Genomic DNA, 20,436 nt, shown 5'->3' on the forward strand with positions numbered 1-20,436 from the left:
TTTTCATGCTCTATTTCCTGTTTTCCCAACTCGCTTCCGACATCGCCGTTTTCAACGTCGTGAACTATCTCACATTCCGCACCGGGGCAGGGCTGGTTACGGCCTTCCTCGTGGCCATCATTATCGGCAAGCCCTTCATTGGCTGGCTGAAGACCAAGGGCTCCCAGCCGATTCGCGATGACGGCCCTGAAACCCATGTACTCACCAAGGCGGGCACCCCCACCATGGGCGGTTTCATCATCCTGCTGGGCATTCTGGCCGGGACATTGCTCTGGGCCGATCTCTCCAACCCCTATATCTGGGTTGTGCTGCTGGTGACGGCAGGCTTTGGCGGCATCGGCTTTCTCGATGACTGGCGCAAGGTGACCAAGCGCTCCTCGGCCGGCATTTCCGGCAAGGCAAAGCTTGCTCTGCAATCGGTCGTGGCGCTCATCGCGGTGATCTGGATGACGGAGCTTCTCTCCAGCGCGCCAAACGTGCCGGACGGGTTTGCCACCTCCATCGCGGTGCCCTTCTTCAAGGACGTGCTGATCCCCCTTAGCTATGGCTTCTTCCTCTTCGGCCTGATCGTGATCGTGGGCGCGTCCAATGCCGTCAACATCACGGACGGGCTGGATGGCCTCGCTATCGTGCCGGTGATGATCGCGGCCGGCTCGTTCGGCTTTATCGCCTATTTCGTCGGTTCGGCGGTCTATTCCAACTATCTGTTCCTGAATTTCACGCCCGGTACCGGCGAGCTCGCTGTGATCTGTGGCACGATCATCGGAGCCGGGCTGGGCTTTCTCTGGTATAATGCCCCGCCTGCCATGGTGTTCATGGGCGATACCGGCTCGCTGTCGCTTGGCGGTGCAATCGGCACCATTGCCGTGGCCGTGAAGCACGAGATCGTGCTGGCCATTATTGGCGGGCTTTTCGTGCTCGAAGCGCTCTCGGTGATGATCCAGGTGGCCAGCTTCAAGCTGACGGGCAAGCGCGTCTTCCGCATGGCGCCCGTCCACCACCATTTTGAAAAGATGGGCTGGGCCGAGCCGACCATCGTCATCCGCTTCTGGATCATTGCCGTGGTGCTCGCCCTTATCGGTCTTTCGACACTCAAGCTGAGGTAGTTTGCCTGCATGATCCCGGTTACCGCCTACAAGGGACGCCGCGTGGCGGTGTTCGGCCTTGGCCGCACCGGGATAACGGCTGCGCGCGCATTGGCGGCAGGCGGGGCAGAGGTTTCCGCCTGGGATGACAACGAAGCCGCGCGCGAGAACGCCGCAAAGGCCGGTCTGGAGCTGGATGATCTCAACCGGCGTGACTGGGGCGATATGGCCGCTCTGGTGCTGTCTCCGGGGATCCCTCTTACGCACCCGGCCCCGCACCGCATGGTGTCGCTGGCCCGTGCGGTCGGTGCGCCGGTTATTGGTGATGTGGAACTATTCGCCCAGGCCATCGCCGACACGCCCGGCGTCACGGTGATCGGGATTACCGGCACGAACGGCAAATCCACCACGACGGCGCTGATCGGCCATATCCTGAAAAGCGCAGGGCGTGATGTGCGCGTGGGCGGCAATATCGGCGACGCCGTGCTCGGCCTCGAGCCGCCGCGTCCCGGCGCGATCTATGTGCTGGAGCTATCCTCCTACCAGCTTGATCTGATCGAGAGCCTGCGCTGCCGGGTGGCGGTCTTCCTGAACCTCACGCCGGACCATATCGACCGGCACGGCGATATTGAGGGCTACCGCACGGCCAAGGAACGCATCTTTGCCAATCAGCAGGACGGCGATACGGCGATTGTCGGCGTTGATGACGAGCCGAGCCGCAGCGTGTGTACGCGACTGAAATCGAAGGCGGGGCTGAATGTGATCCCGGTTTCCAGCCAGCGGCTCGTGTCATTCGGTGTCTACGCGCTGGCAGGCAAGCTCTACGACGACACCGCGAAGGGCGGCGCCCGCACGGTCATGGAACTGCACCGCGCACAGGCGCTTCCCGGTTCGCACAATGCCCAGAACGCGGCGGCGGCCTATGCTGCTGTGCGTGCCCTTGGAGTGAGCATTACCGACGCCATTGCCGGGATCGCCAGCTTTCCCGGCCTGCCACACCGGCAGGAGCGTGTCGGCGAGGCGGGATCGCTTCTCTTCATCAACGATTCCAAGGCCACCAATGCCGAGGCCGCCGCGCAGGCGCTTGCCTGCTATCATGACATATTCTGGATTGCGGGCGGGCAGGCGAAATCGGGCGGTGTTGAAAGCCTGAAGCCCTTCTTCCGGCGTATCCGCAAGGCCTATCTGATCGGGCAGGATGCAGATCTGCTTCGCAAGCAGCTTGGCCGTGACGTGCCCGCCGATATGTCCGGCACGCTGGAGCGCGCTCTGCAGAACGCGGCCATGGACGCCGCCGAAAGCGGCTATCGTCGACCGGTTATTCTATTGTCACCAGCCTGCGCCTCGTTTGACCAGTTCAGAAGCTATGAGCATCGCGGCGACACATTCCGCGCTCTGGTAAAGGACTTGCTGGAGCGGGCAGCAAAGGGAGATGCGGCATGAACACGGCAAGCCGCAGCGGACTGGCGCGCCTCTGGTTCGGGCTGGACCGCACCTTGCTCTTCACGGTGGCCGGACTGATGGTTGTCGGTGTGACATTGTCCATGGCAGCCAGCCCGAGCGCAGCCGAACGCATCAGCCCCGGTGATCCGTTCTACTATCTCTACCGGCACATTTTTTTCGCCGGTCTCTCCATGATCCTGATGCTGGCAATAGCCGCGCTCAGCCCGCGCGGCGCGCGCCGTCTGGCCGGTCTGGCGCTGGTGGGCAGTTTTCTGGCGCTGATTGTCGTTGCCCTGATGGGGCACGAAGTAAACGGCGCCACGCGCTGGCTGCGCTTTGGCAGTTTCTCGCTGCAGCCATCGGAGTTCTTCAAACCGGCCTTCATTGTGATAACGGCCTGGCTGTTTTCCGAGGAGAGCAAGGGCGCGCCGGTACCCGGGCGCCTCGTGGCGGCAGGTATTTACGTGCTGGCGATATGCTTTCTCATCAGCCAGCCCGATTTCGGCCAGTCCATCCTGCTGACCGGCATTTTTGCCGCCATGCTGTGGGCTGCGGGCCTGTCCTTTCTCCACACCGCGCTTCTGGGCAGCGTGGCGCTCGGCGGTGCAGCCGGCGCCTATTTCTTCCTCGGCCATGTGCGTGACCGGGTCGCTGCCTTTCTTGCGCCTGCCTCCGCGAGCGGCCCCACCCAGACCGAGATGGCCGTAGGCGCCATTACGCGCGGCGGCTTTACCGGCGTCGGGCCCGGTGAAGGCGAGATCAAGCGCTATCTGCCCGAAGCGCACACCGATTTCGTGTTCTCGGTTGCCGCAGAGGAATTTGGCCTGGTGGCGTCGCTGGCCATTATCGGCCTGTTCGCCATCCTGTTTGCGCGGGCCTGGTCTCGCTCCATGCGCCTGTCGGACAATTTTGCGCAGCTCGCCGTGGCAGGCCTCGCCCTGATGTTTGGCGGGCAGGCGCTGATCAACATTCTCGTCAATCTGGAACTGGCCCCGGCCAAGGGCATGACCCTGCCTTTCGTCTCCTATGGCGGGTCGTCCATGCTGTCTCTGGCATTTGCCGCAGGCCTGCTGCTGGCGCTGACCAAGCGCACGCCGGGGGCTTACCTGCCTGAGCGCAGCAGCACGCGGCTGGTGCCGGCATGAGCGCCCCCCGGCTTCTCATTGCCGCAGGCGGCACAGGCGGGCACATCTTCCCAGCCCGGGCGGTGGCGGAGACCCTGCGCGAGGCGGGCTGGCGGATACGCCTGGTCACAGATCAGCGCGGCATGCGCCACGCCAGCGGCTTTCCTGGCGAGGGCGTGGACCAGATCGAGGCAGCAACACCCTTCGTGAAGAACCCGGCGCGCGCAGCGGGCAACACGCTGAAACTGGCCAGAGGCTTTGCCAGCACCGGGCGCATCGTCGCGCAGTTCCAGCCTGACCTCATCGCCGGGTTTGGCGGCTACCCGGCCTTTCCTGCGCTGGCGCATGCCCGGCTGAAACGCATACCCTTCGTGATCCATGAGCAAAACTCCGTGCTGGGACGGGTCAACCGGGTGTTTGCCCGCAAAGCGTTTGCGGTCGCATCCGGCTTCGACCGGCTGGACCGCCTGCCCCGCAAGGCCCGCCATGTGGTCACCGGCAATCCGGTACGCGGCGCGATCCTCGCGGGGGGGCGCACGCCCTATGCCGCGCCTGAGGAAGGCGGCCCTGTCCGATTGCTGGTGATTGGCGGATCGCTGGGCGCGCGCATCCTGTCGGTAGGCGTGCCTGAAGCGATTTCGGGTCTGCCTGAAGCTTTGCGCGCCCGCCTTGAGGTGACGCAGCAGACCCGCGCCGAGCAGATCGAGGCGTCGCGCCGCCTCTATGCCGAAGCGGGCGTGAAGGCCCATTGCGAGCCCTTCTTTGAGGATATGGGACCGCTCTACGCAAAGTCTCACCTCATCATTTCGCGTTCTGGCGCGTCCAGCGTGTCGGAGATCGCCGCACTGGGCCGTCCGTCCTTGCTTGTGCCGCTGGAGATCGCTGCGGACGATCATCAGCGCGCCAACGCAATGGGGCTGGCGCAAGCGGGCGGCGCGCAGATCATCACCGAGGACGAGATTGCTGCGGGCGCGCTGCGGGCGCGGCTTGAAACCCTGCTGGCCGATGGCGAAGCTCTCGCCTCAATGGCCGAAGCAGCCCTGCAGGCCGGCAAGCCGGATGCGCACTTGCGTCTGGCATCGCTCCTGCAGGAGGCGGCGAACGCGCGCACCTGACACAGACTTTTCAAGGACAGTATTCATGGCTCCGATTGACCTGCCTGCCGCTACCGGCCCGGTGCATTTCGTTGGTATTGGCGGGATCGGCATGAGCGGTATTGCCGAGGTGATGCTCAATCTGGGCTACCGGGTCTCCGGCTCGGACATCAAGGACAGTGCCAATGTGGAGCGCCTGCGGGCCAAGGGCGCGGTCGTGCATATCGGGCACCGGGCCGAGAATGTGGAGGGCGCTGGCGCGCTCGTCGTCTCGTCGGCGGTAAAGCGCGACAATCCCGAATTGGTCGCCGCGCGTGCCAAACGTATTCCCGTCGTGCGCCGGGCAGAGATGCTCGCCGAGCTGATGCGCCTGAAATACGCAGTGGCGGTGGGCGGCACGCATGGCAAGACGACGACGACCTCCCTTATCGCTGCACTGATGGATGCGGCAGGCTTTGACCCGACCGTCATCAATGGCGGCATCATTTCCGCCTATGGCTCGAACGCTAAAATGGGCGAAGGCGAGTGGATGGTGGTGGAGGCCGATGAGAGCGACGGCTCCTTCCTCAAACTGCGCGGCACCGTCGCGCTCATCACCAATATCGATCCTGAACATATGGAGCATTACGGCGATTTCGATGCGCTGCGTGATGCCTTTGCCCAGTTCGTCGAGAACCTGCCCTTTTACGGGTTCGCCGCCCTTTGTACCGATCACCCCGAAGTGCAGGCGCTGGCCGCGCGTATCGAGGACCGGCGCATCATCACCTATGGCTTCAATCCGCAGGCCGATGTGCGCTGCATCAATCTGCGCACCAGCCCGCAAGGGGCCGTGTTCGACATCGCCTTCCAGCCGCCGGGCGAGGAACGCGTGGTCTGGAAAGACATCTCCCTGCCCATGATGGGCGAGCACAATGTCCAGAACACAACCGGCGCAGTGGCCGTGGCACAGGCGCTGGGCTGTACGGAAAGTGCTGCCCGCGAAGCTCTGGGCGGTTTTGCGGGCGTGAAGCGCCGCTTCACCATCACCGGCACGGCCAAGGGCGTCACGGTGGTCGATGATTATGGCCACCACCCGGTCGAGATCGCCGCCGTCCTGAAAGCGGCCCGCCAGCGGGCAGGGGACGGCAAGGTGATCGCGGTCGTGCAGCCGCACCGCTATAGCCGCCTCAACGATCTCTTCGAGGAATTCTGCACCTGCTTTAACGATGCCGACAGCGTGCTCGTCGCGGACGTGTATTCGGCAGGCGAAAGCCCGATTGAGGGCGCAGACCAAGCCTCGCTCATTGCCGGCTTGCAGGCGCACGGCCATCGCGATGCGTCTGCCAGCTCGCGTGAAACCCTCGCCGATGACATCAAGCCGCGCGCGAAATCCGGCGATCTCGTCGTCTGCCTTGGCGCTGGCGACATTACCGCCTGGGCGGCGGAGCTTCCCGCGAGGCTGGAGCAGGTGTTGTGATTATAAGCTCGAAAGCTGCTGCTACTTGTCCTCCCCCGTTTACGGGGGAGGTGTCAGCGCAGCTGACGGAGGGGGGAGCTTTTTCTTTTCAAAATCCCCCCCTCGGCCTTTCAGGCCACTCCCCCCGTGAACGGGGGGAGAAAGAGGGTGGCGGCATATGACCTTCCCCTCTCTCCTTCCCCAACTGCCTGAAGTGCGCGGGCAGTATATCGAGAACGCGCCGCTGTCTGACATTACCTGGCTGCGTGTAGGCGGGCCTGCGCAGGTGCTCTATTTGCCGGCAGATGAGGCGGACCTTGCGCGCTTTCTGGCCGAAACGCCTGAGGATATTCCCGTCCATGTGCTGGGCGCGGGCTCGAACACGCTTGTAAGGGATGGCGGGGTGCCGGGCGTGGTAATCCGCCTGACGCCGGCATTTGCACGCACGGAAGTGCTGGAGGGCAATCGTATCCGCATCGGTACGGCACTGCTCGACAAGATGGCGGCCAAGGCCGCCGCCAAGGCAGGCATTGCGGGGCTGGAATTCTATGTCGGCGTACCGGGCACAATCGGCGGCGCGATCCGCATGAATGCGGGCTGCTATGGGTCGGAGACAAAGGACGTGCTGGTTGAGGCCATCGCGCTGGATCGCCGGGGCCGCCGCCTGATTGTGAAGCCGGACGAGCTGGGCCATGCCTACCGCCACTGCTCTGCGCCCGAAGACTGGATCTTTACCGAGGCGGTGTTTGAAGGCCGGGCCGATGAACCGGCCGCCATTCTGGAACGCATGGACGCAATCAGCGAGAAGCGCGCGGCCACTCAGCCTATCCGGGAGAAGACCTCCGGTTCCACCTTCAAGAACCCGGACCAGACCGCCAGCAAGGGCCGCTCGGCCTGGCAGCTGGTGGACGCGGTTGGCGGGCGCGGACGGCGCAAGGGCGGGGCGCGCTTTTCCGAGATGCACGCCAATTTCCTGATCAATGATGGCAGCGCCAGCGCGGCAGACCTTGAAGGGCTCGTGGAGGAAATCCGCGCCGAGATTGCCTCAAAGGAAAACGTCGAGATGCACTGGGAAGTCAAACGTATTGGCCTGCCCGCAGGAGAAAACGCATGAGCAAGCGCATCGCCCTTCTGCTCGGAGGCCTCAGCCCTGAGCGCGAGGTCTCGCTGGTCTCGGGCCGCGAATGTGCCAAGGGCCTGCGCGCCAAGGGGCATGAGGTCCATGAGATTGACCCCGCGAACGAGCGCTGGATCGATGACATCAAGGCGCTCAAACCCGATCTGGTGTTCAACGCGCTCCATGGCCTATGGGGTGAGGACGGGCGTGTGCAGGGCGTGCTGGAATATCTGCGCATCCCCTACACGCATTCCGGCGTGCTGGCCTCGGCGCTGGCGATGGACAAGCAGAAGACCAAGGCGGTCTTGCGCCTTGCGGGCCTTAACTGCCCGGACGGAAAGATTGTCAGCCGGTTTGACGCTGCACGCGATCACGTCATGCCTGCGCCCTATGTGGCCAAGCCCAATGATCAGGGCTCGTCGGTGGGTGTGCTGATCGTGCGTGAGGGGGCGAACCGCCCGCCTGCGGAACTCGCCGCTGACAGCTGGCCCTATGGCGATGAAATCCTGATCGAAAAATTCATTCCGGGCCGCGAGCTGACCGTCGCCGTAATGGGTGACCGCGCGCTGACCGTCACCGAGATCGTGCCCAAAACAGCCTTTTATGACTATGAGGCAAAATACGCAGATGGCGGCTCCACCCATCAGCTGCCCGCCGGCATCCCGGCCCATGTCTTTGACCAGGCGATGGAAGCGGCTGTCACCGCGCATCGCGAGCTTGGTTGCCGGGGGCTCACCCGGTCCGATTTCCGCTGGGATGAAGGCGGTGACGGCAAGCTTTGGTTACTCGAAATTAATACCCAGCCGGGCATGACTCCTACATCGCTTGCGCCCGAACAGGCCGCGCATTGCGGTATCGGATTTCCCGACCTTGTCGAATGGATAGCGGAGGATGCCAGTTGTCAGAGGTGAGGCGCTCTCGAACAGCTCCCACCCGTGCCGGAAGTTCCGGCGCAACGCGCTCCCGCACCCGCAAGCCACCCGCCTCCATCCCCCAGCGCCCCATGGTCAACTGGGCCAGCGCCCAGATACGCACCGCGCGCTACCGCACGATTACCGCGCTGCGTCTGGGCTTTTTTGCTGTCGCGGGCGTGACCGCGCTGGCATTCATCGGTCTGGCCATGACGGGCGGGCTGGGCCCGGCTGGCGACGGGCTGCGCACCGCCTTTGCTGATCACCTCACCCGCTCGGGCTATGTTGTACGCGCCGTGGATGTGGTGGGCGCCCGTGACGTGAGCGCCGCCGAGATTGCGCAGGTCATCGGCGCGCGGCCCGGCCGGGGTCTGATCGAGATTGATCCTGAGCAGGCGCGCGCCGCTATCGAATCCATGAGCCGGGTTGAAAGCGCGCAGGTCATCCGCCTCTGGCCGGACAGGGTCAGCGTCATCATTACCGAGCGTGCGCCCTATGCGCTCTGGCAGAATGAAGGCGTGCATTACGTAATCGACCGGCTCGGCATCGTGCTGGCTGGAGAAAATCCGTCAGACCACGCCGCGCTGCCCCGCCTTGTCGGGGCCGGTGCCAATGAAGCGGCGGAGGAGATCATTACCGTGCTCGCCCGCCAGCCGGAACTCGCCGCTCTTGTCACCCATGCGGTACGTGTGGGCGAGCGGCGCTGGAATCTGCGCCTGCAGTCAGGCAGCGACATCCTGCTTCCCGAAACCGGCGTCGCCAGCGCCGTGGCCCTGATCGCGGCCCTGCACGCCGACCAGCGTGTGCTGGAGCTCGACGCCCAGGCTTTTGATTTGCGCGGCGATGGCGAAATGGCGATCCGCGCCTGGCCGGAACGTGCAGGCGGTGCTTCGGCCCGTGAGCGGGGAGCCTGAGCCGAAATGGGCCTGTTTACGCGCAAGACTGCCGATGCGGCGAACGGCAAGCCGGGTATATACGCCGCGCTGGAGATAGGCGCCGCCAAGACCGTCTGCTTTATCGTCAAGATGGAAGCCACCCTGACCGGCCCCCGTCCGAGAGTGGTGGGTGTAGGCCACCATTCCAGCGCCGGCATGCGCGCGGGCGGCGTTGTGGATATTGACGCCGCAGCCAGCGTGATCCGGGCGGTCGTCGACAATGCCGAGCGCATGGCGCGCCACGCGGTCAGTGAAGTCAGCCTTGTCACCACTGCCGGCAGCCCGGCGTCCGAACGCGTGTCGATCGAGGCGCCTGTCTCGGGCCGCGAGGTGAGTGAACGTGACCGTAACCGCGTCTTGTCGGCCGGGCTGCAGCAGTGCGCGCGGCCGGGCCGCGCCATGCTGCACGCCATGCCCGTTGCCTGGCGGGTGGACGATAATCGCGGTGTGAAAGATCCGCGCGGCATGGCCGGGCGCAGTCTGGCGGTGGACCTGCATGTGATCTCCGCTGACGCTGATCCGCTGCGCAATCTGATGAATGCGGTGGCACAGTGCCGTCTGGAAGTGAGCGAGGTCATCGCCTCGCCTTATGCCGCCGCCCTGTCTGTTCTGGCGGGGGATGAGGCGCTGCTGGGTGCGACGGTGATCGATATGGGCGCGGACACCACAAGCCTTGCCGTGTTCGCCGATGGCGTACCGGTGCATGTCGACATGATCCCGGTCGGGGGCAATCACGTCACGCGCGACATAGCGCGCGGCCTGTCCACACCCGTTCATGCCGCTGAACGCATCAAGGCGCTCTACGGTTCGGCGCTCGACAGCCCGGACGATGACCGGGCGATGATCGAGGCCCCGCCGGTTGCCGCTGGCCCGGATGCGGGCATGAACCAGTATCCGCGTGCCATGCTCAACGCGATCATCCGGCCCCGGCTGGAAGAGATTTTCGAACTGATTCGCGACCGGCTGGACGCCGCCGGGCTCAGCGAAGCTTCGGGACGCATCTTGGTGCTGACGGGCGGGGCAAGCCAGCTTCCCGGCGTTGTCGAGCTGGCCGGACGCGTGCTGCGCCGCCAGACGCGGCTGGGCCGTCCGGCTGCGATCGCCGGGCTGGGCGATGCGCTGGCTGGACCCGGCTTCGCCGCCAGCACAGGCTCGCTTGCCCGTCACGCACGCGCACCGGCCGAGATACTATCCGGCCCGCCGCGCTTCATCACGGCCGCCTCGGCGCGCCGCGTGGCCCGGCCCGCCTCCCAAAGCGGACCGTCGGCGATCTGGCGCTGGTTTGCAGAGAGTTTCTGAGCGACGGCGCGTCGTTCGCTCTATGTTCCTGTAACCAATGCTAAAATATCGCCAATCATGTCAGTGGCGTTTAACGCTCGCTTAAGCAACGCGCCCTCAAACTGACGGCTAATCGTTGTTAACCGTAGCCCGCGTGACGGAGCCTCTCCCCATGGCGCTGAATATTTCTGCCCCCGAAGCGACTGAACTTAAACCCAGAATTCTCGTTTTCGGCGTGGGCGGCGCCGGCGGCAATGCTGTCAACAACATGATCGATGCAAGCCTTGAAGGCGTTGATTTTGTTGTCGCCAACACAGATGCACAGGCGCTTCAGCGCTCCGGCACACCCAATCGCATCCAGATCGGTCATCAGATCACGCAAGGTCTCGGCGCCGGTGCCCGTCCAGAGATCGGCATGCAGTCGGCAGAAGACTCGATCTCGGAGATTATCGAGTACCTGCAAGGCGCGCACATGGTGTTCATCACGGCCGGTATGGGCGGTGGAACGGGCACGGGCGCAGCGCCGGTCATCGCGCGCGCTGCCCGCGAGCAGGGCATTCTCACCGTCGGCGTCGTGACCAAGCCCTTCCATTTCGAGGGCGCAAAGCGCATGCGTCTGGCCGAGGCCGGTATTGAGCAGCTCCAGAACCATGTCGATACGCTCATTGTCATTCCCAACCAGAACCTGTTCCGTATCGCCACCGAGAAGACGACATTTGCCGAAGCCTTCTCCATGGCTGACCAGGTGCTCCATTCGGGCGTGCGCGGCATTACCGACCTGATGGTCATGCCTGGCCTCATCAATCTCGACTTCGCCGATGTGCGCACCGTGATGAACGAGATGGGCAAGGCGATGATGGGTACTGGAGAAGCCTCTGGCGAGAAGCGCGCCATCGAGGCGGCCCATGCGGCGATCAATAATCCGCTGCTCGATGATGTGTCGATGAAGGGCGCGCGCGGCGTGCTCATCAACATCACCGGCGGCATGGACATGACGCTGTACGAGGTGGACGAGGCGGCCAACGAGATCCGCGATCAGGTGGACCCGGACGCCAATATCATTGTCGGTTCGACCTTTGATGAGAGCCTCAACGGCACGATACGCGTCTCGGTAGTTGCCACCGGCATCGAGGCCGAACAGATGCAGCAGGCCGATCCGCGCCGCCGCACCGAGCCGGCCAGCCTGATGAGCACGCTCAAGCCGCGTGAAGTCAGCCGTCCGGGCCAGCCGCTGGTGCGCCGGCTCAATGACGAAGCCGAGACGGTCCGCGCCAAGGCTGTCGCTGATGGTGGTATCCATGCGAAGGCGGCTGCCTGGCGCGCCGCGCAGGAAGCCCAGACAGTAGCTGCGCCGCAGGATGAGCAGCCTTCGCCAGCCCGTGCCGACATCCTGGATGACGCTGTGTCGGCCCCGGATGCCTATACGGCTGAGGAAGAGGCGCAGACGGTCGACACAAGACCGGAAGTGGTGCGTCATCAGGAGCGCCTTGCAGAAGTGGCCCAGACAATCCGCCGCGAGCCGGCCCCGCAGGAAGAAGAGCGTGAGGAAGCCCCGGCGCGCCGCGGACTTTCCATCTTCGGGCGGCGGGCGAAGACCCCGGCCGCTCCTGTGGAATCACGCACCGCCCCGCGCCCGCCCGTTCAGGCGCAACGTGCCCCGGCTCCGGCCGAACCCGTACAGCGCACATCCCCGGCAGGCGATCTGTTTGGCGAGGATTTTGACGACGCGGATCTGGATATTCCCGCCTTCCTGCGCCGTCAGGCCAATTAGACGGTCCAGCAATGCCACAGGCCAGGCCCCCGGAACCGGAAACGGTCCGGGGGCTTTTTTGTTGCCCGCGCAGTTAATTGTTACAGCCCGCAACAATCGTTTAATTCCGCTCTGTCCGCCCGTTCACTAGTGTGCAAATGCGAAGAAGAGGGGGTTTCGGTCTGTGCCGGGGGGCGTGGCCGGAACTGCAGCTGAAAAGCGAAGAAAGACAATAGAATGGTGCGGGCAGCTTTTATGACTGAGCGGACGACGCTGGCCCAGACGGCCGTTTGTGCAGGCATTGGCCTGCATACGGGCGCACGGGTGCGCATGGTGCTCAAACCGGCTCAGGCGGGAACGGGCATTGTATTTGAACGCACCGATCTGGATGTCGCAGACCGACTGATACCGGCCCGCTATGATCTTGTGCGGTCTACCGATCTCGGCACGACCATCATTAACGCCGATGGCGCCGCGGTATCGACGGTGGAGCACCTGATGGCGGCTTTTGCCGGCCTGGGTGTGGATGATGTGCTGGTTGAGCTGCACGGGCCTGAAGTGCCAGCCATGGATGGCTCCTCCATGCCGTTCATCGAGCTTCTTGAGCACACGGGACTTAAGACCCAGCCCGCGCCGCGCCGCGCGATCCGCATTCTCAAGCCGGTCGAGGTTTCGCTGGGCGGGCGCAGTGCCGTCTTCCTGCCCTCGCTCCAGCCGGCCATCGATGTCAGCATTGATTTCGACAATGCGGTCATTGGCCGCCAGCAATACCGTTTCGAGATCAGCCCGGCCGGTTTCCGCAGCGAGATCGCTGCAGCCCGCACGTTTGGCTTCCGCCGCGAATACGAATCGCTGCTCAAGGCGGGCCTCGCACGCGGCGGCTCGATGGAAAACGCCATCGTTCTGGACGATGAGGGCGTGGCGAATCCTGAAGGTCTGCGCTTTGCCGACGAATTTGTCCGCCACAAGATTCTGGACGCGGTCGGCGACCTCTATCTTGCCGGCGCGCCGATCCTTGGCCTCTATCAGGCCTCGCGTCCGGGCCACGGTATCAACAATGTCGCTGTACGTGCCCTGATGGCCGATACGTCGGCCTGGAAATGGGTGGCAATGAGCGAAATGGCAGAAGCCGTGGAGCCGGGCAGGGCGGCGCGCGGCTAGTTTGCTGCCGCGCAATCACCTTCCGGGCTGACACAGTGCTTTTTCCTTGCGCCCTGATCGGTTAGAAGACTCTGGCAGTCCGTTTTTAATACCATGCCAAGGGGCCAGGAATTGTTGAACGCCACGCGTCTTATCCTCATCATTTCCCTCTCGGCTCTCGTGCTTGCGGGCTGTCAGGGCAATCGTAACCGGGCCGAACTGGCCTATGTCGCCCGCCCGGTAGAGACGCTTTACAACAATGCTTTCCGGGAACTGGAGCGCCGCCGCTACACGCAGGCCGCAGCCCTGTTTGATGAGGTGGAGCGTCAGCACCCCTTCTCTGAATGGGCCCGCCGCTCCATGCTGATGGCGGCTTTCGCTAACTATCAGGCCACCCGCTATGAGCAGGCGATTGCCAATGCGGAGCGCTTTATTGCCCTTCACCCGGGCAGCTCCAGCGCACCCTATGCGTACTATCTCATCGCGATTTCGCACTATGAGCGCATCTATGATGTAGGCCGTGACCAGTCCACCACGCAGGCCGCCTATGACGCGCTCCAGCAGGTGGTCCGGCGCTTCCCGGACAGCCCCTATGCCCGCGATGCCCGCCTGAAGATCGACATGACCCGCGACCACCTTGCCGGCAAGGACATGGATGTGGGCCGCTGGTATCTGCGCAACGGCTTCCATCTGGCGGCCATTGGCCGGTTCCAGAATGTCGTCCGCGAATACGGCACCACCAGCCATGTGCCCGAAGCGCTTCACCGCCTTGTCGAGGCCTATGTGGCCATGGGTGTTGCCGAGGAAGCGCGTCAGGTGGCGGCGGTTCTGGGCCATAACTTCCCCGGTTCGGCCTGGTATCAGGACAGCTATACCCTTCTGACCTCGCGCGGCATTGATGTGCCCGGCGAAGGCATCGAGGAAAGCGATCCCGGCCTGCTGCGCCGCGCCATGAGCCGGATATTCGGCTAAACCCTCGGGCGGGAGACGAGGGGAGCCATGCTCGCATCCCTCTCCATACGCGACATCGTCCTCATTGACCGGCTGGACCTTGCCTTTCAGCCCGGCCTTTCCGCGCTGACCGGCGAAACCGGGGCCGGCAAATCCATCCTGCTGGGCGCGCTGGGCCTTGCGTGCGGGGAGCGCGCGGACCGGGCCATGGTGCGCGCCGGCGCCGATCAGGGCAGTGCCATCGCGGTCTTTGACCTGCCAGACGGGCACACAGCCCTTTCCTTGCTGGATGAGGCCGGAATCAGCTTCGAGCCGGGTGAGCCGGTCATTCTGCGCCGCGTCATTACCGCCGATGGCCGTTCCCGCGCGCATGTGAACGACCAGCCGGCAAGCGTCGGCCTGTTGCGGGCGCTGGGCGATGTGCTGGTGGAAATCCATGGCCAGCATGACGGGCGCGGCCTGCTCGATCCCAAATCCCACAAGCGTCTTCTGGACGATTATGCCCGCAATGGCGCGCGCATGGCCGCTGTGGCGCAGGCATGGGACACGCTGAGCGCGGCCCGCCGCCATGTCGAGAAGCTGAAAGCGGACAAGGCGCGCGCCGCCGAGGAGGAGGTCTTCCTGCGCGACGCGGTCGAGGCGCTGGACGCGCTTCATCCCCGCCTTGGCGAGGAAGAGCAGCTGGCCGCAGAACGCCGTTTCCTGCAGCAGGCCGAGACGGCGCTCTCCGACCTGCAGGCCGCCTCGGAAGCCTTTTCCGGTTCTGACGCCGTGGCGAGCCGCCTCAATCATGCGCTCAAGGGCCTGGAACGCGTGCGTGCGAGCCTTGGCGCAGACGCGGCTGCAGACAGCGCGCAGGCCAATGCCGTCAGCGCTCTGGACCGGGCCAGCGGCGCACTGGAGCGCGCGCTGATCGAGTTTGACGAGGCTGAAAGCGCGCTCACTGATGCGGCTTCCGCCTTCGAGGTGGAGCCCGGCGCACTGGAACGTGCCGAAGAGCGCCTGTTTGCCCTGCGCGCCCTCGCCCGCAAGCATCAGGTGGAGGTGGACGCCCTGCCGGCCCTGCGCGCTGAACTCGCCGAACGGCTCGATGCGGTGGCCGACGGGGAAGGCCGCACACGCGAAGCCGAAGCCGCGCTGAAAGCCGCTGAAGCTGATTATGCCCGCGCTGCCAGTGCCTTGAGCGAGGCACGCAAGACGCAAGGCGAGAAGCTCGCCGCTGCCGTGATGGCCGAACTCGCTCCGCTCAAACTGGAAAAGGCACGCTTCCGCGTTGCCGTCACTAGCGACGAGACCCGCGCCGGCCCGTCGGGCTGGGACTCGGTGGCGTTCGAGGTGTCCACCAATCCGGGCGCGCCGTTTGGTCCGCTGGACCGGATTGCGTCGGGCGGCGAGCTGTCGCGCTTCGCGCTGGCGCTGAAAGTGTGCCTGGCGGGGTCCGACAGCGGCATTGTGATGGTGTTTGACGAGGTCGATCAGGGGGTTGGCGGGGCGGTGGCCGATGCGGTGGGCCACCGGCTGGCGCGCCTTGCCGAAGGCGGGCAGGCGCTGGTTGTCACCCACTCCCCGCAGGTTGCTGCCCGCGCGGGCCATCACTGGAAAATCGCCAAATCCGAGGAAGGCGAGGCCATGCGCACCCGCGTCGTACCGCTGGACGGGCGGGAGCGCCGCGAGGAGATCGCGCGCATGCTGTCGGGCGCGGAAGTGACCGAAGCGGCACGCGCCGCTGCTGATGAGCTGATGGCATCGTGAGCTCCGAAATCGAAAACCTGTCCCCGGAGGCCGCCGCTGCCGAGCATGCGCGCCTCGCCGAAGAGATCGCGGCCCATGACCGCGCCTATTATGCGGAAGATGCGCCGGTCATTACTGACGCCGAATATGATGGCTTGCGTGCCCGGCTGGAGGCACTGGAAGCAGCTTTCCCGGAGCTGGCCCACGCGGAAAGTCCCACGCAGACCATCGGCGCCAAGCCATCGGGCAAATTTGCCGAGGTGCGCCATGCCGTGCCCATGCTGTCGCTCGGCAATGCCTTTGACGAAGACGATGTGGCCGCGTTCGAGGCGCGCATACGCCGCTTTCTGAATTTGAAGGACGACGAAACGCTCGCCTTCACTGCCGAGCCGAAGATTGACGGTCTGTCGGCATCCTTGCGTTATGAGAAGGGTGTGCTCCGGTCGGGCGCGACGCGCGGAGACGGCCAGACGGGCGAGAACGTCACCGAAAACCTCAAGACGCTGAATGAGATACCCAAAACGCTCACCGGCGATGTGCCGGACGTGCTGGAAGTGCGCGGCGAGGTTTATTTGAGCCATGCAGACTTCGCGGCGCTGAACGCGGCTCAGGAGGCGGCTGGCAAGCCGGCCTACAAGAACCCGCGCAACGCCGCCGCCGGTTCGCTGCGTCAGATCGATCCGGAGATTACCGCCACGCGTCCTTTGCGCTTTTTCGCCTATGCCTGGGGCGAGGTGTCTGAACCCTTGGCCGACACCCAGTCCGGCGCGGTTGAGCGCCTGAAGGCGCTGGGCTTCACCACGAATGACGACATGAAGCGGTGCGAGGGCGTGGACGCGCTGCTGGCCCATTATCGCGATCTGGAAGCGCGCCGGGCGGAGCTGGGCTACGATATAGATGGCGTCGTCTACAAGGTGGACCGGCTGGACTGGCAGGCGCGCCTGGGCTTTGTCGCGCGCGCCCCGCGCTGGGCCATCGCGCATAAATTCTCGCCCGAAAAGGCGGTGACGAAGCTCAATAATATCGAGATCCAGGTGGGCCGTACCGGCGCGCTCACCCCTGTGGCCAAGCTCGAACCCGTCACCGTGGGTGGCGTCGTGGTCTCCAACGCCACGCTGCACAATGAGGATTATATTAGGGGCGTCGGCAAGGACGGCGAGCCTATCCGTGGCGGAACCGACATCCGCATCGGCGACACCGTGATCGTCCAGCGTGCGGGCGATGTGATCCCGCAGATTGTCGACGTGCTCAAAGACCGGCGCGATGGCAGCGAGCAGGCCTTTGTGTTCCCGAAGGTCTGCCCCTGTCCGCTGCAGACGCCCGCCGAGCGCGAGGTGAATCCGCGCACCGGCGAGGTCAATGCCGTCACCCGCTGCACTGGCGAGTTTGCCTGCCCCTATCAGCGCAAGGAGCACCTGAAACACTTCGTCGCCCGCAAGGCGTTCGATATTGAGGGGCTGGGCGAGAAGCAGGTCGAGGCCTTCTATGAGGAAGGCATTGTGAAGGAGCCTGCCGACATTTTCACGCTCGCCGCGCGCAATGGTGATGGCCAGATAACGCCGCCGATTGCCGAGCGTGAGGGCTGGGGCGAGAAGTCCGCCGCGAACCTGTTTGACTCCATCGAGGCGCGCCGCTCCATCGGTCTTGCCCGCTTCATCAATGCGCTGGGCGTGCGCCATGTGGGCGAGGAAACCTCGCGGCTTCTGGCGCGCACTTATGGCAGCTGGGATGCGTTCGAGGCCGCTGCCGCGCGCGCTGGCGAAGAGGGCGAGGCGCGCGAGGCCATGCTGGGCGTTGACGGGCTGGGCGATACGGCGGTCGATGCCATTGGCCGCTTCTTCGCCGAGGAGCATAACCGCGCTGCGCTTGCGCGCCTGCTCGACCAGGTAAAAGTGGAAGACGCCGAGGCGGTCGCGACCGACAGCCCGGTAGCCGGCAAGACGGTTGTCTTCACCGGCGCGCTGGAGCGCTTCACCCGCGATGAGGCCAAGGCCCGCGCGCAGAGCCTTGGCGCGAAGGTGGCCGGGTCAGTATCGGCCAAGACCGATTATCTCATCGCCGGACCCGGCGCGGGTTCAAAGCTGAAAAAGGCCACCGAGCTCGGCGTGACAACCCTGACCGAAGATGAGTGGCTGGTACTGATTGGCGGGTAGGGGACGTGAAATCGGACCACCTGTTTTCTCCCCCCGTTTACGGGGGGAGTGCCGCGAAGCGGCGAGGGGGGGGATAACAAAAAGAGCCCCCCTCCGGCCTTTCAGGCCACCTCCCCCGTAAACGGGGGAGGAAAGAGTGCCATCTACTCCGCCGCCTGCAGATTATTGCCTGATCGGGCATCCTCGATGCGCTGGCGGGCGATCTCGTCGGCGATGAGGTTGGCCGGGCGGCCTTCATTCTCTGCCGTGTCGAGAATTTCGCCGAGCGTGGATTTGAGACCCTGCAGCTTGCCCTCGACCCATTTCTTGTCGAAGCGGGCATCGATCTCGCCCATGATATTGATGATGCCGCCAGCATTGATGACATAGTCCGGGGCGTAGGCGATTTTGCGCTTCATCAGCTCGGCGCCCATCTCGCGCGTGGCGAGCTGGTTGTTGGCCGCGCCCGCAACGGCGCGCACTTTCAGCCGGTCGATGGTTTTCTCGTTGATGATGGACCCCAGGGCGCAAGGCGCGAAAATATCGGCCTCGACATCGTAAATATCGTCCTTGCCGACGGTCTTCGCGCCGAGCTTTGCGGCCAGCGCCTGCAGTGCATCCTCGTGGATGTCGGTCAGGGTCAGCTCCGCGCCGGCCTTGGCCAGATGCTCGCACAGATAGGAGCCGACATGGCCGGTTGCGCCTTGAACGGCAATGCGCACGCCCGCGAGCGATGAATTGCCCAGCGCCTTCTCGGCAACGAGCTGGATGCCCAGGAACACGCCCTTGGCGGTGATGGGGGAGGGATCGCCCGTACCATCAGGCAGGCCGACCACATGGCGCGTGGTGCGCCGGGCGCTGAGCATGTCAGCCGGGCTGACGCCCACATCCTCAGCCGAGATGTAATGCCCGTTCAGCGAGTCCACGGCGCGGCCAAACGCCTGGAACAGCGCGTCGCGGTCGAAATCGCCTTCCGGCTTGATGATGACGCTCTTGCCGCCGCCAATCGGCAAATCGGCCATGATGTTCTTGTAGCTCATGCCTTGCGACAGGCGCAGCACGTCGGTCACGGCGTCAGCAGAGCTCTCATAGGCCCACATGCGGCAGCCGCCCACGGCCGGGCCGCGCACGGTGGAATGCACGGCGAGGATCGCCTGCAACCCCGTAGCCGGGTCGGTGGCAAACAATACCTTCTCATGATTATCGAACGCGGGGTGTTCAAACACGCTGGCAGGCACGCTCATGGGGGAGTTCCTTTTTGAAGACGCGCTGGCGTTCAGCGCGATGGCAGCGGTATCAACGGCGAGGGTGGGTGCTTTGCCCGAAACATGCCCTTCAAGACCGGATCCGCCCGTTTCATGGCCGCCATTTACGCGCCGTGCGGCGTTAACGCAAGTCGCGGAAATATAACGCAGTTTGTCCGGTCAAAGTGTGCGCGGCAGAATTTCGCGGATGCGAAGGCGCAGGGAGGGCAAAACCTCGTTTTCAAACCATGGGTTCCGCTTGAGCCAGCCCGAATTGCGCCAGCTGGGATGCGGCAGCGCAACATACTGCGGAAAGAATTCTCGCCAGCGCAGCACGGTTCCTGTGAGCGTCGCTGAAGAGGGCAAGGCCAGATAGCGGCGTTGGGCGTGCAGCCCGACCAGCAGAATCATCTCCACATCGGGCAGGCTGGCGGTTACGCGGTCATGCCAGAGCGGGGCGCATTCGCGCCGGGGCGGCAGGTCTGATCCCTTCGCATCAAGGCCGGGAAAGCAGAAACCCATGGGCGTGATCGCAAACAGGCGCGGATCATAGAACTCCGCCTCGCTGACCCCCATCCAGTCCCGCAGCCGGTCACCCGACGGATCAGTGAAGGGACGCCCCGATGCTTGCACGCGGGTGCCGGGTGCCTGACCGATAATGCGGATGCGGGCCGATGCGCTGCCCTGCAGGACCGGGCGGCAGGGATGGCCAAGCGCTGGCTGGCACACCCGGCAGGCGCGGATGTCTGTGGCCAGCGTATTAAAATCGTCAGCCATCGGCCTCGGGCGGCGCGTCCGACGCGACGGGCAGGGACAGGCGGTAGACACCCTTGAAGTCGTCCGGGTCCACCGGCTTGCCTTTGCGCAGGATGGAAATCTCGCCCTTGCGGGCCATGCCGACGGCCACGCCGCGCACTTCGCGCATGCGCTTTTGCCACTCCTCCGGCCAGACGGCGCGGGCCGCTTCTGACGGGCAGATCGATTTACCGGCACCGCGTTGCTCGACGAGGGCGAGAATCGCGCTTTCTATCGTTTGCTTGTTCATGGACTGGAGATAGCGCCGATC

At 64.5% G+C, this 20,436-nt stretch carries 17 protein-coding genes; 14 read left to right on the top strand and 3 right to left on the bottom strand.

Annotated features, from left to right (window positions below; translation table 11 throughout):
• Positions 1 to 5: 5 nt before the first annotated feature.
• From mraY to ligA, 14 genes are all read left to right on the top strand, one after another.
• Positions 6 to 1,106 (top strand): phospho-N-acetylmuramoyl-pentapeptide-transferase, encoded by a 1,101-nt coding sequence (mraY, locus tag X907_RS03260; RefSeq protein WP_127565617.1) that lies wholly within the window; start codon positions 6 to 8, stop codon positions 1,104 to 1,106.
• A gap of 9 nt (positions 1,107 to 1,115) precedes the next feature.
• Positions 1,116 to 2,528: a UDP-N-acetylmuramoyl-L-alanine--D-glutamate ligase gene (murD, locus tag X907_RS03265; protein ID WP_127565618.1), complete on the top strand. Its 1,413-nt coding sequence runs from the start codon at positions 1,116 to 1,118 to the stop codon at positions 2,526 to 2,528.
• Positions 2,525 to 3,673 (top strand): FtsW/RodA/SpoVE family cell cycle protein, encoded by a 1,149-nt coding sequence (locus tag X907_RS03270; RefSeq protein ID WP_127565619.1) that lies wholly within the window; start codon positions 2,525 to 2,527, stop codon positions 3,671 to 3,673. Before murD ends, X907_RS03270 begins: the two co-directional genes overlap by 4 nt.
• Entirely contained in the window at positions 3,670 to 4,767 is a 1,098-nt protein-coding gene (gene murG / locus X907_RS03275; RefSeq protein ID WP_127565620.1) for an undecaprenyldiphospho-muramoylpentapeptide beta-N-acetylglucosaminyltransferase, read from the top strand. Before X907_RS03270 ends, murG begins: the two co-directional genes overlap by 4 nt.
• A 25-nt stretch (positions 4,768 to 4,792) precedes the next feature.
• Positions 4,793 to 6,202: a UDP-N-acetylmuramate--L-alanine ligase gene (gene murC, locus X907_RS03280; protein ID WP_127565621.1), complete on the top strand. Its 1,410-nt coding sequence runs from the start codon at positions 4,793 to 4,795 to the stop codon at positions 6,200 to 6,202.
• Between the two features lie 157 nt (positions 6,203 to 6,359).
• On the top strand, positions 6,360 to 7,295 hold the full coding sequence (murB, locus tag X907_RS03285) for a UDP-N-acetylmuramate dehydrogenase (protein WP_127565622.1): 936 nt from the start codon (positions 6,360 to 6,362) through the stop codon (positions 7,293 to 7,295).
• Positions 7,292 to 8,209, top strand: coding sequence for a D-alanine--D-alanine ligase (locus X907_RS03290; RefSeq protein WP_127565623.1), 918 nt, complete (start codon positions 7,292 to 7,294; stop codon positions 8,207 to 8,209). The genes murB and X907_RS03290 overlap by 4 nt, the downstream gene beginning before the upstream one ends.
• A gap of 92 nt (positions 8,210 to 8,301) precedes the next feature.
• Positions 8,302 to 9,123 (top strand): cell division protein FtsQ/DivIB, encoded by an 822-nt coding sequence (locus tag X907_RS03295; RefSeq protein WP_127565624.1) that lies wholly within the window; start codon positions 8,302 to 8,304, stop codon positions 9,121 to 9,123.
• A 6-nt stretch (positions 9,124 to 9,129) separates the two neighbouring features.
• A complete protein-coding gene (ftsA, locus tag X907_RS03300; RefSeq protein ID WP_127565625.1) occupies positions 9,130 to 10,443 on the top strand; it encodes a cell division protein FtsA in 1,314 nt (437 codons plus the stop codon).
• Between the two features lie 151 nt (positions 10,444 to 10,594).
• Positions 10,595 to 12,193, top strand: coding sequence for a cell division protein FtsZ (ftsZ, locus tag X907_RS03305; RefSeq protein WP_127565626.1), 1,599 nt, complete (start codon positions 10,595 to 10,597; stop codon positions 12,191 to 12,193).
• Between the two features lie 234 nt (positions 12,194 to 12,427).
• Positions 12,428 to 13,333, top strand: coding sequence for a UDP-3-O-acyl-N-acetylglucosamine deacetylase (gene lpxC / locus X907_RS03310; protein WP_127565627.1), 906 nt, complete (start codon positions 12,428 to 12,430; stop codon positions 13,331 to 13,333).
• A gap of 93 nt (positions 13,334 to 13,426) precedes the next feature.
• Positions 13,427 to 14,284 (top strand): outer membrane protein assembly factor BamD, encoded by an 858-nt coding sequence (locus tag X907_RS03315; protein WP_127565628.1) that lies wholly within the window; start codon positions 13,427 to 13,429, stop codon positions 14,282 to 14,284.
• A 27-nt stretch (positions 14,285 to 14,311) separates the two neighbouring features.
• Positions 14,312 to 16,015: a DNA repair protein RecN gene (gene recN / locus X907_RS03320; protein ID WP_127565629.1), complete on the top strand. Its 1,704-nt coding sequence runs from the start codon at positions 14,312 to 14,314 to the stop codon at positions 16,013 to 16,015.
• The gene (gene ligA / locus X907_RS03325) at positions 16,012 to 18,147 is read left to right on the top strand and encodes an NAD-dependent DNA ligase LigA (protein ID WP_127565630.1); all 2,136 of its coding nucleotides are present in this window, start codon (positions 16,012 to 16,014) and stop codon (positions 18,145 to 18,147) included. Before recN ends, ligA begins: the two co-directional genes overlap by 4 nt.
• Before the next feature lie 143 nt (positions 18,148 to 18,290).
• Here ligA and X907_RS03330 read toward each other — a convergent pair whose 3' ends face one another.
• The 3 genes from X907_RS03330 to X907_RS03340 all read right to left on the bottom strand — a co-directional run bounded on the left by X907_RS03330 (position 18,291) and on the right by X907_RS03340 (position 20,415).
• Positions 18,291 to 19,370 carry a Leu/Phe/Val dehydrogenase gene (locus tag X907_RS03330; RefSeq protein WP_127565631.1) on the bottom strand — a complete coding sequence of 360 codons (1,080 nt, stop codon included), beginning with the start codon at positions 19,368 to 19,370 and terminating at the stop codon, positions 18,291 to 18,293.
• Between the two features lie 180 nt (positions 19,371 to 19,550).
• Positions 19,551 to 20,147 (bottom strand): uracil-DNA glycosylase family protein, encoded by a 597-nt coding sequence (locus X907_RS03335; protein ID WP_127565632.1) that lies wholly within the window; start codon positions 20,145 to 20,147, stop codon positions 19,551 to 19,553.
• Positions 20,140 to 20,415: a DUF3253 domain-containing protein gene (locus X907_RS03340; protein WP_127565633.1), complete on the bottom strand. Its 276-nt coding sequence runs from the start codon at positions 20,413 to 20,415 to the stop codon at positions 20,140 to 20,142. The genes X907_RS03335 and X907_RS03340 overlap by 8 nt, the downstream gene beginning before the upstream one ends.
• Positions 20,416 to 20,436 lie beyond the last annotated feature (21 nt).

Source organism: Glycocaulis alkaliphilus (genome assembly GCF_004000605.1).
GTDB lineage: Bacteria > Pseudomonadota > Alphaproteobacteria > Caulobacterales > Maricaulaceae > Glycocaulis > Glycocaulis alkaliphilus.